11 protein-coding genes are annotated in these 14612 nt (G+C 42.6%); 6 read left to right on the forward strand and 5 right to left on the reverse strand.

Translation table 11 applies throughout. From position 1 onward, the window contains the following. The first annotated feature begins 13 nt into the window (after positions 1-13). From QUB56_RS10630 to QUB56_RS10645, 4 genes are all read left to right on the forward strand, one after another. Positions 14-1003 (forward strand): DUF262 domain-containing protein, encoded by a 990-nt coding sequence (locus QUB56_RS10630; protein ID WP_332955111.1) that lies wholly within the window; start codon positions 14-16, stop codon positions 1001-1003. Positions 1004-1015: 12 nt separating this feature from the next. Then, a complete protein-coding gene (locus QUB56_RS10635) occupies positions 1016-1336 on the forward strand; it encodes a hypothetical protein (protein WP_332955112.1) in 321 nt (106 codons plus the stop codon). Continuing rightward, positions 1333-2211, forward strand: coding sequence for a protein kinase domain-containing protein (locus QUB56_RS10640; protein ID WP_332955113.1), 879 nt, complete (start codon positions 1333-1335; stop codon positions 2209-2211). The genes QUB56_RS10635 and QUB56_RS10640 overlap by 4 nt, the downstream gene beginning before the upstream one ends. A gap of 133 nt (positions 2212-2344) precedes the next feature. After that, complete coding sequence (locus tag QUB56_RS10645) at positions 2345-3514, forward strand: cysteine desulfurase family protein (RefSeq protein ID WP_332955114.1); 1170 nt, start codon at positions 2345-2347, stop codon at positions 3512-3514. 268 nt (positions 3515-3782) lie between these two features. Here QUB56_RS10645 and QUB56_RS10650 read toward each other — a convergent pair whose 3' ends face one another. Further along, complete coding sequence (locus QUB56_RS10650; protein WP_332955115.1) at positions 3783-3950, reverse strand: hypothetical protein; 168 nt, start codon at positions 3948-3950, stop codon at positions 3783-3785. 516 nt (positions 3951-4466) lie between these two features. On the opposite strand from QUB56_RS10650, the gene QUB56_RS10655 reads away from it, so the two are divergent. Beyond that, positions 4467-4802 carry a hypothetical protein gene (locus QUB56_RS10655; protein WP_332955116.1) on the forward strand — a complete coding sequence of 112 codons (336 nt, stop codon included), beginning with the start codon at positions 4467-4469 and terminating at the stop codon, positions 4800-4802. A gap of 1360 nt (positions 4803-6162) precedes the next feature. Here the strand turns inward: QUB56_RS10655 and QUB56_RS10660 are convergent. Further along, positions 6163-6597 carry an aminoacyl-histidine dipeptidase gene (locus QUB56_RS10660; protein ID WP_332955117.1) on the reverse strand — a complete coding sequence of 145 codons (435 nt, stop codon included), beginning with the start codon at positions 6595-6597 and terminating at the stop codon, positions 6163-6165. Between the two features lie 299 nt (positions 6598-6896). Further along, positions 6897-7586, reverse strand: coding sequence for a hypothetical protein (locus QUB56_RS10665; protein WP_332955118.1), 690 nt, complete (start codon positions 7584-7586; stop codon positions 6897-6899). Positions 7587-7909: 323 nt separating this feature from the next. Here QUB56_RS10665 and QUB56_RS10670 point away from each other — a divergent pair, with 323 nt between their 5' ends. Then, a complete protein-coding gene (locus tag QUB56_RS10670) occupies positions 7910-9499 on the forward strand; it encodes an AAA family ATPase (protein ID WP_332955119.1) in 1590 nt (529 codons plus the stop codon). A 102-nt stretch (positions 9500-9601) separates the two neighbouring features. Here QUB56_RS10670 and QUB56_RS10675 read toward each other — a convergent pair whose 3' ends face one another. Both QUB56_RS10675 and QUB56_RS10680 read right to left on the reverse strand, forming a co-directional pair. Then, positions 9602-10942 (reverse strand): phospholipase D-like domain-containing protein, encoded by a 1341-nt coding sequence (locus QUB56_RS10675; protein ID WP_332955120.1) that lies wholly within the window; start codon positions 10940-10942, stop codon positions 9602-9604. A gap of 167 nt (positions 10943-11109) precedes the next feature. Next, the gene (locus tag QUB56_RS10680) at positions 11110-14559 is read right to left on the reverse strand and encodes an AAA domain-containing protein (RefSeq protein WP_332955121.1); all 3450 of its coding nucleotides are present in this window, start codon (positions 14557-14559) and stop codon (positions 11110-11112) included. Positions 14560-14612: the final 53 nt, after the last annotated feature.

Genomic DNA, 14612 nt, shown 5'->3' on the forward strand with positions numbered 1-14612 from the left:
GGATAGAGAATTTATGGTTCGTTGGGATAGTACGCAAATGTCAATTGGAGACATTCGTGATTTAACAAACTCTCATCGCCTTGAGTTACGACCTGATTTTCAACGGCAGGAAGTATGGGCTGTAGCAGCAAAAATTATGCTTATCGACTCAATCCTCAAAAATATACCAATGCCTAAGTTCTATTTGCTTAGAAATATTCGAGGAGAGGCTACTTTCCGCGCAGTAATTGACGGTCAGCAAAGGCTTAGAGCAATTCTTGGCTTTATGAACAATGAGTTTGCACTCAAAGCTCCTCCTTGTGAAGCTCACCTTCATAACAAGTATTTTCAAGATTTGCAACAGCCAGAGCGAGATAAATTTATCAATTATCGAATTGATATGTATGAAGTTACGGATGTCACAGATGCTGAAGTGCGGCAGATGTACTCTCGCGTTAATAAGTATGTAAAGGCACTTAATAAACAAGAATTAAGACGGGCTGATTTTCCTGGAGATTTTTTGGATGTTGCAGAAAATGTAGCCTTATTAGATATTTTTGATGATTTCAGGATTTTTACTCCTGCAAATCGCCGTCGGATGGCTGATGTTGAGTTTGTGTCTGAACTTCTTGCTCTAATGATCCGAAAAAAACCGTTGGATAAAAAGGAACAGTTAGATTCAGTTTATGAAGAATATATGGAATGGGCTGAGCCTCATTGTAGCGAGACAAGAGAATGTTTTAATCAAATACTGAGTGATTTTCAACGTATTTTTGATGAAGACGAATTAGCTACCGTTAGCTCTACTAGATTTCGCCAAAAAGCTGATTTCTATGCATTATTCGGAGCTATCTATAATCTTCGTTGCAGGGGAGGGAATATAGATAATCGGGACTTAACGCCTCTCCGTAGGGATTTATCTCTTCTTGATTCTTGCATTGAACCTTCATCAGATATTAGCGTTTTACGAGAGTATGCAATCCATTGTGTTTCAGATGCTAATTCTGCATCGAGTCGTCGTTAGAGAATCAATTTTTTGGAGTCTATTCTTCAGGGTACTTATCTGATAAAAATATCAGGAGATACTGCACGTTTCTTCTCTCAAATTCTCTACGATGGCGGTGGATTCTGTCCACCAGGAACTCAGACTTGCTTAGTATCTGAATTAGATTTTCAACCAACAATAGAAAATTCTGTTATTGCATGGTACAAGGAAAATCAAGTTTTCCAAATGGAGAATGCTGGATTTATTAGAAGAGAGGTTTTAGAAGAAGTAGATTCCAGCGTTTGGCTGGTAATAGATCCATTGTCTCAGGAACCTGATACTGAGGGAACTCAGTTGGAGATTAATGTATGACTAGCATTGAGTTTAATGGACAAATATATGTCCTGCCCGACGAAGTTAAAGGCATTGACAATTCTCAATATAAAATTTTAGAGATGCTAGGTAGAGGAGGTAATGGATCTGTATTTGAATGTGAAAATGCTGCTACTGGCGAAACATTTGCACTAAAAGTTCTCCTTAATTTAAAATTTCCTAGAATTGAGAGGTTTGAAAGAGAGATTCAAATAATTAGTCGCTTGAGTCATGAGCATATTGTTACATACATAACGCATGGCAAGATGTTAATCACTCATACTCCTAAGCGCGAAGCACGTTCCAGGAACAGAAGCTATCCAAATCCATTTGATGTTTCTTTCATAATTATGCGTAAGGCTAATTCTAACTTGAGGGAATTTCTTACCCAAAGCTCTTCCCCATTACGATTTGAAGATTATTATGGACAATTCGTTGGTCTCGCCAAAGCACTTGAAAAGCTTCACGTTGTTGCCATGCATCGTGACATCAAGCCAGATAACATCTTGATTAGTGCTGATGTTTGGCAGATCTCTGATTTTGGGTTGTGTGCATTAATAGAGGAAACTGAAAAACAGCTTACTAGAGCCGAAGAAGCTGTAGGACCCAGATACTGGATGTCACCTGAAGCTGTTTCAAAGGCAATGGGACTTGGAGATGTGATTAATTGCTGTTCCGATCTCTTTCAACTTGCCTCAGTGTTCTGGTTTGTTGTGACACGGCGACCACCAATCGGTATCCTAACAATGGACGACTGGTCGGGACCCCCATCCCTTGGTCAGCTTCTTTTAGACACTCTTCAACACAATCCATTGCGTAGACCTAGATCCACTACTGAATTTCTTCAACAGTTAGAAGACGTTAGATTCAGCTAATATGCTGTCTGCTGCGCCTATCAATATGATAGTTGAAGATTGAAGTGAATATGAGACGAGCGAACATAGAATTTGGTAAAACCAGAAGATTTAAACCGCTCACAAACCTGTATAGTTACCTATCTTCATCTAAATGTTAAATAGCTCATTTAATCCAAAGCCCATTTACCTCGATTATCATGCTACAACTCCTGTTGATATTAGGGTTGCCGATCGCATCTACCACTACATGACTGAAGAATTCGGCAATGCCAGTAGTGTGGATCATAAGTATGGCAATCGCGCTGAAGAAGCCGTCAAACAAGCTGCTAAACAGGTGGCTGAGCTAGTTGGAGCTTCACCGAGAGAAATTGTTTGGACATCGGGTGCAACCGAGAGTATTAATCTAGTAATTCAGGGTAGTCTCTTCCCCTATCCTGGAAAACCTCACCGGATTGCGCTGCTGCCACTTGAACACAAAGCCATTCTCGACACCTGCCATATTCTAGAGAAACGCGGCTGGACAGAACTGACTTACCTCCAAGTCGATTGCAGAGGAAGACTCAACCTCGATTATCTAGAACAGGTTTGCGCTGATGGACTCTCCCTCCTCTGTGTTATGGCAGCCAACAATGAGATTGGCAACATTTACCCAATTCAGCCAATCGCTCAGATTGCTCAACGCTACGGTATCCCGTTCCTCTGTGATGCCTCTCAAGCGGTCGGGAAAATCCCCTTAAGCTTTCAGGACTGGGGCATTACATATCTGGCAATCTCCGCTCACAAACTGTATGGGCCAAAAGGTTCAGGAGCTTTGGTTGTCAGAAAAGGGCATCACCTAGAACCAATTCTATTTGGGGGAGGGCATCAGAAAGGAATCAGGTCTGGAACTCTAAACGTTCCTGGTATTGTTGGTCTGGGAGAAGCTTGTCACCTGCGTTTGCTGGAAATGGATGAAGATGAGAAAGCGATCGCGTGTCTTAGAGACAGATTGCAAAGCTTACTGATAGATAAAATTTCTGGTTTAATCATAAACGGAGATTTGTCGTGCCGTTTAGCTGGCAATCTGCATATCTCTATACCCGATGTTCCCAATAGTGCCATTATTGCCAGAGTTCGTTCTAAGTTAGCCATCTCCACTGGTGCTGCCTGTTCATCTGGTGTACAAACCCCTTCTCACGTATTGCAAGCTATGGCTCTCTCTTCTAACGTAATTGAAGGGGCACTGCGGATTGGTATTGGTAAATTTACGACTTTTGAAGAAATCGAACAGGCTGCGGAAATTCTTGCCACAGCTGTTAGCCTCACTCGTCAACTTATGTAGGGTTTGCTGAATAATTGATCGCAAACCAATAACAGGAGGGCCTCAAGCCGAGATCCTTGCAAATCCGGAAATAGAGGCTGATATCCTGTCCGGTCGATTAACCATGATTAAACTTTTGCCTCCGACCACCAAGAGAAATGAGTCAAACCACTGATTAACTGTTTGGGGTAGATGTAGCGAAGCTGTTACCAGGGGCAAAGTAGGCTCAAACCTTTTTAGGCGGGGAAAGGGCTAAAAGTCAAATAAAGTCAAAATAAATCAAAATAAATCAACTCAACGCAATCTTTACCGACTTACCGGAGATTAATTTGTCTTTTACTGCCGTGATGCCGTGGTTGTCGGCTCCACTTGATGTGGAAGGCTTCACCATCAAATCGATCGCGCATAATTTTTCCGTGGTCAGCACCGAAAAATTGCACAGTGGCAATATGTTCATTTATGTAAAATTTATACAAACTTTACGTTTTTAACCCCGATCGCCCTTCAGTCCTAGGACGGAAGAGGCAGCCAGTGAGAGCACCAAGGGGCGATCGGGGGTAAGTTTTCGTTAGTTTTTGTTAGTTTTTGTTACTAATTTTATGAGTAAATATGAGCAGATATGAAAAAATATGAGCAAATATTAGTTTTACCCACTATTTTTCCAAAAGACGATCGGGCTAATCAGAAAGCCGACTACCCCTGCTTGTCCCTCAGTTTTTAAGCACGGAAGGGACAGGCTAGCATTGATAATATTGTTAGTGGCTGCGCTGTGGTTCAGTAATCTGAACTCAAAATAAACGGTTTTTTTAGCGCCCCGCAACTATTATAGCAATCCTAAATGATTTTCTATATCTAGAGCAATCCTAAATAATTTTCTGTGTGTAAGTATATTGACGTATTTTGGGGAAATCAAATTTATGTTCCTTATTAGTCAGCTTCACTCCAAGTAAGTGAGTTATTCCCATGAAAACATTTGTCGAATTCCAGCAGACTTATCTGTTCGCGACTCGCACCGTCGAGCGAAGCCGCCATCAATCGCATCACGAACAACCGCGAGCATCAAATATCGCAGGCGAAACTCGCAATCGCCACCGCAAACCGAAAACTCGAAAATTTAGAATCCTCGCGGATAGTGTTCCAAAGCTTTGCTGAGTACGAACTTGAACCGCCCGATGTCGGGGAGTTGCGGGAGGAGGTGGCCGCCCGTCGCAGCGACTGGGGGCAGCCTATCAACTTCCTTAATTTACAGCCTCTAAACGCGAGAAGTGGCTTGCTATCGAGCAAGTCCAAGAATTCATTGAAGGCGTGATTCTGATGTCTCAGTACCAAATCAATAATCAGATGGAATCCACAGTTATTTTTGCTGGAAAAGTATTTGTTGGCAAGGATTCCATTCCTGTCAGACCAAGACGGGGTGGTAAGCAGGTTGAAAGCAAAGGTGTGTCAAGGTTTTGAGTTGAGTGACCAAGCAAAAAGAGACGCTTGCTGTAATTCAATCCAGATGTCGCAACTTGACTATTAATTCAATTCAGATGTCGCAACTTGACTATTAAATCAATTCACTTTTTGTTAAAAACGCTAAAAAATAGCTAATTTTTGTGTGTCCTAAAGTCAGGCATTTGCAGTATAAAGTCAGGTGGAAAGCAGTATAAAATCAGTGAGATTACAGGCATTTGCAGGGACTGCACTCTACCTGTATTTACCTGAAAATATCCTGCAAATGCCTGAATTTTTCGGTCAAATTGCTGCTTTTTTGTGTCGAGCGTACATTTGCCTGTTGAGGCAGGTTATGGCTGTTCTTGATTAGTAGCAAGCAATGGTTTTGTCCGTACAAAGCTTTATTTATTACTTTTAAATAAAAACAATGCACCTCATGAATGCGGTAATCCTAAGTGCAAGGTGAGCGCGTTAGGCTGGCTATCGGATGAACGATTCCCTCGCCATCATCGACATCAGTCGGCTGCTTCGCTTGCAAACACGATAGCGGGCGCGCGAAAGCTCTTGGCATCCGCCGCCGATGCCGAACTGCAGCAACTGGCTTGTGTCGTACCCGACGACGCTCCTTCGTAAAGGCGGCTGTCCTGTACACCAACAGGCTCGCTCCTGGCTTCAATATCGACTCACGCGAGCGAGTGTACAGCGAGCGTCAAAGTCCAAACTGCCCATTAAACTTTCCAGCCTTGGCTTCCCAGAGTGTGCGTGAGCTAACTTCAATTTCCAACTGTTCTCATCGCAGTCTTGCAAAAACCTTTAATTTGCAAAAAGTGCTCAAATTCGACTCTTGTACGTACATTTGACATGGCTTGCTATGCGACTAACGTACTAATTCGGAGGATTGAGGAGGATTTACAAGGGTGTAAAATACAAAAAATCACGCCAAAAGCAACAATTCTTTACAAAAATTGATAAGCATTTATACTGATTGCGAGCAAAAAAGTAGGAAATAGGAGGTATAAAAAGGAAAAACTGTGCTGTTTTCTCCTCTTTTTTCCTCCTTTTTTAGCCTTCTAAAATCCGCATCCAGGTCAAATACGGTTTTTACAAAGTAAAATAGCTCTGAATCAAAGGGTGGGTGGGTGGCAATAAGCTTCCCCACTCCTCATTCATTCTAGGAGTGGGGAAGCCGCCCTTAACAGGCTATTTTTGACATTTTTAGTTGCTCAAGCGACTTAATCCAAATCATCGATGTCGTCGTCAGCAACATCCACTTCTTCATACACACTTTGCGAGCTGGAAGCAACTCCGCTGCTCTGACGGGCGAGTCGTTGATTGCGAATGCCCCGATGCTTGGCGCGGCGATCGCGGATTGCATCCATATCGGTCAATCCGTATAGGATGCGACTAGCACGCATCAACTCTTTTAAAGGTGTCTCGCTGTAGTCAGCGCGAAATTGGGCATTATGTGTCTCCCAATCAAATTCGCCGCCGTTAAAGCGAGCAACGCTTGCCAGTTCCCGACCTGATTCTTCTCTCAAAACTTCTAGTACCATTAGGCGAAGTTTATCGTTGTAACTAATACACTTGTCTAGCGCTTTTGTGTGAGTTTTTTGCGCTTTAGCGCTATTGGTTGCATTAGTCTTGTAAGCTTTTTCACTAACTGTCATTTTTCAGCTTTCCTGAATTTAATTTTGTTCGTTTACACAGCAGCAATAGCTGCCTTTTTGAGTTAACTTAAAAGTCTTAATGGTTTTAATGACAACAATAGTTGTATTGATAATTCATTGTTTTTAAAACGATTTAAAATTTTAAGAAACTGATTATTTTAGTTAAAGTTAGTTAACCTCCGCTAATAATATGATAAAAATAAAAACTCTGTTCAGCCTTTTTTAGGCAGAGCAGAGTTTTACATATTCGACAAAAGGAATGGTGAAGGAAAGCTATAAAATTGAGTGACGGCAAAAGACTATTCTAAGTCTTCATCTTCGTCTTCATCTTCGTCTTCTTCGTCCTCGGTATCGAAGTCTTCTTCGCTGTCCTCATCCAAGTCTTCTTCGGATTCATCTGTTTCCTCATCTTCATCAGCATCAAGTTCATCTTCTAAGTCATCCACATCATCATCTTCATCATCGGATTCATCCTGCTTGTTATAGCTATTGCGTTTAGCAAGCGATTCTTGATTGAATTTGACAAGACCTTTAATTGCTTCTTGCGGGTCAAGCTCGAAAACGTCGTATAGTTTTGCCATCACAAGCGCAATGACTTCCATATCGTGGCGCAGTGCATCGGGTTGACCAAATAGAGCTGGAAACACTTCGTTATTCCAACGCTGCCAGTTCATCGTTTTGCCACGTTTTTTCAACTGTGCAGCAATATCCAAACCTAGTTTTTCCTTGGTAGCGTGACCTACCTTAGTTTGGAGGCGTTTTTCGCGCAGTTGAATTTTGACTCCAAACTTTTTCAGGATGGTAGTTCGCACGCGGTCTAGAAGTGCGTCTGCTTGCTCTTCTACAGTGAGTGTCGAACGGCGACTGACCTGCGATTGGGTAGCTGTCGCTGGGTTCTTTGATTTAGCAGCACCATTGCTTTTGCCATTCAAAGTCACCGCTCCATTGGATGGGCGAGAGTTATGGTTTTTAGCTGTTGTTGTAGCCATGAAGTTTGATTTAATTAAACTACTTCACAGCTAACAGCGCCGTTAGGCGCTCTCAAATTTCATCAAATTTATAATTAGTTTTTTTAAGGGCTATTAATAATTATTTATAAAATTGTTACTTTAAAATAAATTTATGTAATAATTCGGTGTGTTTTTTTGAGAGCAGCCGAAATACATAATTATGTATATTTAGGAAATTAGGTAAATAATTCCTAAGAATTAAGACGAGGTTTGGCTGCTTTAGAACTGTTGGCTGATGGCAACGCTCGACCGTAGCATATCAATGAGAAGAGTACCTTTGAATATTTCTTACCGTTGAATTTATGCGTACCATCAATGACTGGCTCGCTTTGGCCCAAAGAGGCATTAAGATTGTCGGGCTGGAGTATTACACGCCTGACAGAATCAGAGTTTTAGCACAGTTTCACAATTGGGGGGGGGAGGAGCTGCATTTGCCTGTTTTCTTTTGGAACTCAGGGTACAGTTGCTTGCAGGAAATTGTGAGTCGGGACGGTCAGTGCATCTTGCAAAATACTGACTTGCGCCCAGATTCTGACGTGCTTGAGTTTCTATTAGAGAGTAAGAGAGAGGGAATTTACATTCTTGAGGGAGTGCTAGATTTTGACGAATGCGGTCAGGTGAGTTCGCGTCTGGGGTTTCAACTGGCAAATGCTTACTATCACTCATCTTGGTCTGCGGTTCCTCAGTTTTGGGTGATACTGGAAAACTACATACAACTGCCGGTGAACTTGCAGCCGTTGATTCCGGTACTGAGGACTCCATTACCGTCCCGAGTTGCAGCGCAAAAGGTGGTGGAGTTGTTTTGCGATCGCAATCCTTGGCTTGGCGACAAAGGCGACGAGGTGTTGCAAACTGCTTTGGTTCGAGCTTGCCAGGGGTTGCCCCAAGGTGAGATCGAGTTGATTTTGGAGCGATCGCTAGCTTTTGCTTCGACTGTGGAGGAAATGGCGCGGTTGGTGCTCGACCACAAGGTTAATAAGCTGCGGGGGCGAGGCCTAGAGTTTATTGCCGAGGCAGATGTGCCGGATGCAGGTGGTTTAGACTTGCTAGACGAATCGCTGTCAAAGGTGGCTTCTCTGTTGAGTCCAGAAGCAGAGAAATACGGACTCAAATTTCCCAAGGGAATGATTCTCTGGGGGCCGCCGGGTACGGGCAAAAGTCTGAGTGCTAAACTTGCGGCTAAGAAGATGGGAGTACCGCTGTTGGCGGCTGATTGGGGTTCGATTGTCGGTTCTTCCAGACCTGATTTAGCTTTGCGCGAATTGCTGGAACTGACTCAGGCTTTAAGTCCTACAATTCTCTATTGGGATGATTTTGATAAAGGTTTTGCAGGATGGGATTCCAATGCAGATGGCGGAGTTTCTAGGCGCTTATCGGGGAAGCTTTTAACGTGGATGCAAGAGCATCAATACCCAATTTATATCGTGGCGACAGTTAACCGTTTGGGGATGTTACCGCCGGAATTAATTCGTCGCTTTGATGATATTTTCTTTGTGGATTTGCCTCACGAAGGGGCAATGTATGAAATTTTTAATCTTCATCTCAAAAAATATTTTCCTGAGTTCCGCAATGCTTCTGAGTCGCCTTGGACTGATGATGAGTGGCGGCTTCTGTTGAGGGATTACAGGCTTTGTACGCCCGCAGAAATTGGCAATGCTGTGAGAAAATGTGCTGAGGAGATATACTATCGCGATCGGGTACAAGGTAAACAGCCGGATGAATTGAAAGTGACTTTGAACGACCTCCGGCAACAGCGTTACCAGTTTACGCCGTCGATGCTGCGGGATGAGGAGCAGATTCTAGCGATTCGCAATCAAGCGACTTATGCTCGATCGGCTATTGGGCAGGATCGATCGCGATTTTCTATTCCGTTACAGGAGTTGTTTGGTTAGCGATCACCAGAGGAAAGGGAGGGAAGGATTATCGTGAACTTGAAAATGACACCATTTCACCCTTCCCCCTTTGCATAAGTCATTTTTGCTCTGTCCTCAAATTCAATCGTTAAATCGCGACCTATAGCTATCGAACAGTTCATCAATTTTCTGGGGGTCAGATACAAGCGTCCCTCGCTCATCCCGGAACGTGCGATCGCGGTCTCCCTTGAAGGAAAGCCAATTGAAACTTGTTACTACAGCAAATTTCGCATCAGATATCAGAATTTTGGCGTGGGTATTTCCCAAACGCTTAAGGATAAAATTATCTTTGTACTGATTCGCTAATTTTTTAAGATTTTTCTCAGCTTGGATATCGGATGGGTATTTTTTATCATCTTCATCTTTTCCCAAACCGTACCCAATTAAAAGCTGTATGTTACACTTAAGTAGTTTTTCTAGCTGTTCAATAAACTGTTTCTTTACAACATTACCTCGAATCCAAGGAGAAATAATCATCAAACGTTTTTGACTGTCTTGAATAGCCTGTTTGAGAATCTCAGGGTGGTCGTAAACTTCTAGGTAACTAATTTGAAATGAATTCAAGCGCTGTTTAAGAATTTCTATTTCCTGCTCTTGCTCAATAATTTTTTGCTCTAAAGCAGCCTTGTCTTCATCCGTTTCAGCCTCTGCAACGCTATTTCGATCCGTATCAATTTTAGCTTGAGCTGAAGATACCTCTTCTTTCAGTGCTTCAGCTTCTTGTAAGGGAGCTTGAGCAACAAATTCATGCCCTAAAACTTCTTCTGCTAACTTTCTAGGTGCGCTTTCCCTCAATGCTTCTAGTAAGCGAAGTTTCTTGACACCATTAGCACGAGCAAAAGCTGCTTCATGTTCATTAGAAAGAACACCATCGATAGCAAAGGTAACCTGAATATCATCACTATCTTTTGCTTTATAAATTAGGAGCAAAGCAGGTTGAAAAAATCTCTGTCTGCGCTCAATAGCTTTCAAGGCTAAAAGGTCTCTATCTTGCTTGAATTTAGCTTTGCTTGCTCCCTCAATCTGGCGAATAATTGCGTCCACATCTTTGAGTTTAAGATCGGAAAGTTCGGGTGGCTTTTTCGGAGATGGTTCAATTTCTATGATTTCTTGATTACGCAAGTCTTTTTGCTTGAGTAAACGTGATTCCAATCGCCCATACCAGCGAGGACACCGTAAAAGCCCATCAAAATTTATATCAAATGTTCGCTCTTCGGGAACAATAATTTTGGCATCGCGGAGCGTTCCTTCGCCTTTCTTAGTCAATTTCCAAACTTGCATCAGAGAGCCATCAGGAGCTATGAGGTCAATATCCTCACTCATCCTTAAATTTATCATTGCATCCCTGATAATAGACGGTTCGAGACCAAGAAATCCAGCAATATCCACTTCTGAGGATAAACTAGCATTAATAGCTTTCAAGACATATTCTTCGATCGGGGGAATCGGTTTACGGAGTTGGGTTAGAGCTTGAACAGTGATTTTATAAACTGGCAATCCGACTTCTTTACAGCTAACTAAATCGAAGCCTGTACGATTGTCATAGCGGCGTAGTTCTTCTGGAGTAAGAAAAACTGATTCTTCTGAACTCATAAGTTAGGCTCCTTTATGGCGCAATTTTTAGGGTGACTTTCAACGTAATCCAAAACTCGGTGTAATGGGTTGTCATGTGAGGTTCTACAGAAGTGGTGATCTCCCACGATGACTAAGCCAACTTTCCCTCTGGATAAAGCCACATTTAATCGTTCTGCATCGCGCAGAAAACCCACTTTACCTTCTTTGTTAGAACGAGTCACAGAGTACACTGCAATATCAGCTTCGCGTCCTTGGAAGGCATCCACTGTATTGCACTCAACTGTTAATGCTTGCCAATTGTTTAATTCTGAGGCAAGGTTGCGAGCGAGCAACTTTAGCTGTGCTGCATACCCACTCAATACGGCGACACTGTATTTTTTCTGCGCCTTTACTGCCGTCTGGTTTAGCTGTTTGAGAAACTGAACTATGACGTTGACCTCACAAATATTGTTAAAGCTAGAATTGGCAGACTGTTCGCGACTATTCGGAAGTTTGGTTGTTGTTAACCAAGTCACAGGTTGTGGTAAAACACTGCGAAGATGCTGATCTAAGTCAGTCCTGGCACTTTTTAGCTGACCATCATAGAAGCACTCACTGACCAAATTGCCGATTGGTGCTACCATCCTATGTTGGATTGTTAACATCTTGCGACACCCATCTGGGAGTGTTCTGAGCAGTCGATCGAATAAAGTTTCTCGAATATGATCCTGATTAAGTTCGTATTTTTCCAAAAAGTCAGAATCTCTACTGGCTTCATCTCGAAATGGTGGGAGTTGTTTGGGGTCGCCTACGAGTATCCAGCGATGCGATCGCGCAATTGGAACCAACACTTCTGTCGCCGTAGCTTTTGAAGCCTCATCAACAATACACAGGTCAAATTCTATGTCTTGAATATCTCTAGGAATTCCGATGCAAGTTCCGGCTACTACTTGCGATCGCTTAATCAAAGGTGCATTGAATTTCTCATTTCGACCAAACTGATCGAACCACTCCGCCTGAATAGCTATCAGCCGTTGGAGCATTTTCGCATCGGGTGCATTTGGATCTATTAGTTTATTGATCCGCTCTTCTATCTCCTGAACCGAAAGTCTCAAAAGTTTATTGATACTGATTCCGGTTAATTCTTTAAGACGCTTTGCTTTTTCCTTCTGTTGCTCTCGTGCTTCTTTTAATTGCTTACGCAGGATACTAATTTCAGCTTCAATACTCTGACATTCCTCTAGCTTATCCTTGGGGATTTTAGTTTCCAACAATGAATCTGGGTTTTCTGGGTTGTAATTTATTGCTAGTATTTTATCCAAATCCTCTTTCCAGATATTAACATCTCCTCTGAGACTTTCAATTTTTGTAACCAGAGTTTTCATTTCTTGAAATAGTGTGGCTATTTCACTGTTATGCTGAGAAATACCTCGTTGCGCTGACCAATTCTCAATAAATTCCTGTCCTTTAGCAATTGCACCCTCTCGCCACTGTTCCATCTGTTCTTCGAGTAAGAGCGAATGAACATTCTCTGATACCCGTTCATGGTTACCAAGTCGCACCAACTTCAAGTTAGGATTTTTAGCTTGAATCCGTTCTAAGGCGTTATCTAGTGCAACATGAGTTTGTGAACTGAGCAGAATTCGAGCATCAGGATTAGCTTTAAGAGTTTGCAGAACAACTTCTGTAATAAATGTTGTCTTTCCTGTACCTGGTGGACCTTGGACAATCAGAAAATCTTCTGTGGCGAGTGCAGCTTTAACAACTTCCTGCTGTGATTCATTGAGAGGTTGAATAAACTGTAAATCTACTTCTACGTCAGGAGTACGGACTTCTTGAGGATTGACGAGTAATTGGCGAATGTCTGACCGTACTCCCTGGTCAAATCGAATGGCATCAAGGGCATTTTTTTGTCGATTTAGGGCAACCTCAGCAGCACGAGTATCAAAGCGTAACTCACCAGATTGTGGGAGTCTGTCTGGTTCTCCATATTTAACATAAAGAGTCAATCTGTCACTGATGACCTGTTCAACATCTCCCCCCAAAATGCTAAATCCTTTTGAGTTTGTCACATGGCGGGGTTGTCCAGCTAAGTCATCTTCTGGAAGCTCTGATAGTTCAAAGGTAACGCGGTTTCCGTCACGAGTAACGCTTGTGTATTTAATCGGTTTTTCTCGTTTTTTCTCCCAATCTGTTTTAGCTCTGAGAATATCCCACCAAACTTGGAATATCCGTTGCTTTTCTTTTTCATCTTCTTGTTCTTTTAAGTCTGCTTCATGCTCTATAACTGCATCCTGTAGCTTCTGAATAACCTCTTTTGCTTCATATAAATTCAGTGGCGTTCCAAATTTGAACTCGTAGGATAGATTCCAAGCACGCTCTCGACGCTGTTCCAGTTGCGAGTAGGAAGTAGACCAAGCATTGAAAATAACTAGGTGATTTCTTCGGTTTTGATCCACCTTCATGTGATACCGATAGGAAATACCATAAATTTCGTAATGATCTTCACGAGATGGATCGTCTGCGTCGTCCTTAAATTTATAGGGACGAATCCCACAACCCGATTCATTATTGAGATCGTCAAGGATAAGATTCTCGATCTCAACTTCAGAAGAAATCTCAATTTCACTTTTAAGTCTGTTCAAGCACTTTGGTATAAGCTTAAGGAAGCAAGGAGGCTTCTTAATTGCTCCTGTTTTTGTCTTCCCTTGAATAACATTAAGTTCAGCTAGTAGTACCTCTGCATTAGGTTGACGCTCGGCGGGGTCGAGGGAAACAGCACGCTCGATTATTTCAAGGATTTCAGGTGGTGCATTAAACGCTTTCTGTGCGCTGGGGATACTATTATGGTCTGTGAGTTCAATATTGGTCAGGCACTTCAAAACCAATACACCAAAACTGAAAATATCGCGGGTGTAGGTATAGGAACCATCGTCGGTTTCTGGCGGAGTGAATGTACGCGATACAAAGTCTTTGAGAGTAATGCTTGGTTGCAAATACCCCTTAAGCTTGGATATGCCAAAGTCAGCAAGTTTGAGTTTACCGTCACTCCCCACTAAAATGTTGCTGGGCTTGATATCGCGGTGTATTATTCTGCGATTATGGGAAAAAGCCAGAGCCTCCAACACGGGTAACGCTACCGCTTTCCAGAAAGAATCCCAACCGTCTGGTGGAGATTCTTTCAGAAGTGTTGCCAAATCCTTTTCCATCCACTCCAAGACGAGAAAATAGTTACCCGTAGTTTCATCCTTGCCAGAATCGAGAAGTTCCACGATTCCCGGATGCTTCAACTCTTGCAGGGCTTGGGTTTCACGTCTGAAAGACTCGGCTAGAATATCTGCTTCAATCTGCCCGTGTTTGAATTCTTTTACTGCCACCCGCCGGAGGTCATCAAGCATATCGCTTGCCTGATAGACATCAGCCATCCCGCCCGATCGCGGGTTGGGGGATATAGCATAGCGATCGTTTATCAAGCGAGCTGGCATAACTTAGCTACCCATAGAATATTTCTATTCTTTTTGTAACACAAATCCCAATT

Source organism: Microcoleus sp. AR_TQ3_B6 (assembly GCF_036702785.1).
GTDB lineage: Bacteria > Cyanobacteriota > Cyanobacteriia > Cyanobacteriales > Microcoleaceae > Microcoleus.

Excerpts from the sequence above, each read along its gene's own strand:
- QUB56_RS10630 (WP_332955111.1), top strand. The coding sequence starts at position 14 with ATGGTTCGTTGGGATAGTACGCAAATGTCAATTGGAGACATTCGTGAT.
- QUB56_RS10640 (WP_332955113.1), top strand. The coding sequence starts at position 1,333 with ATGACTAGCATTGAGTTTAATGGACAAATATATGTCCTGCCCGACGAA.
- QUB56_RS10645 (WP_332955114.1), top strand. The coding sequence starts at position 2,345 with ATGTTAAATAGCTCATTTAATCCAAAGCCCATTTACCTCGATTATCAT.
- QUB56_RS10650 (WP_332955115.1), bottom strand. The coding sequence starts at position 3,950 with ATGAACATATTGCCACTGTGCAATTTTTCGGTGCTGACCACGGAAAAA.
- QUB56_RS10660 (WP_332955117.1), bottom strand. The coding sequence starts at position 6,597 with ATGACAGTTAGTGAAAAAGCTTACAAGACTAATGCAACCAATAGCGCT.
- QUB56_RS10665 (WP_332955118.1), bottom strand. The coding sequence starts at position 7,586 with ATGGCTACAACAACAGCTAAAAACCATAACTCTCGCCCATCCAATGGA.
- QUB56_RS10670 (WP_332955119.1), top strand. The coding sequence starts at position 7,910 with ATGCGTACCATCAATGACTGGCTCGCTTTGGCCCAAAGAGGCATTAAG.
- QUB56_RS10680 (WP_332955121.1), bottom strand. The coding sequence starts at position 14,559 with ATGCCAGCTCGCTTGATAAACGATCGCTATGCTATATCCCCCAACCCG.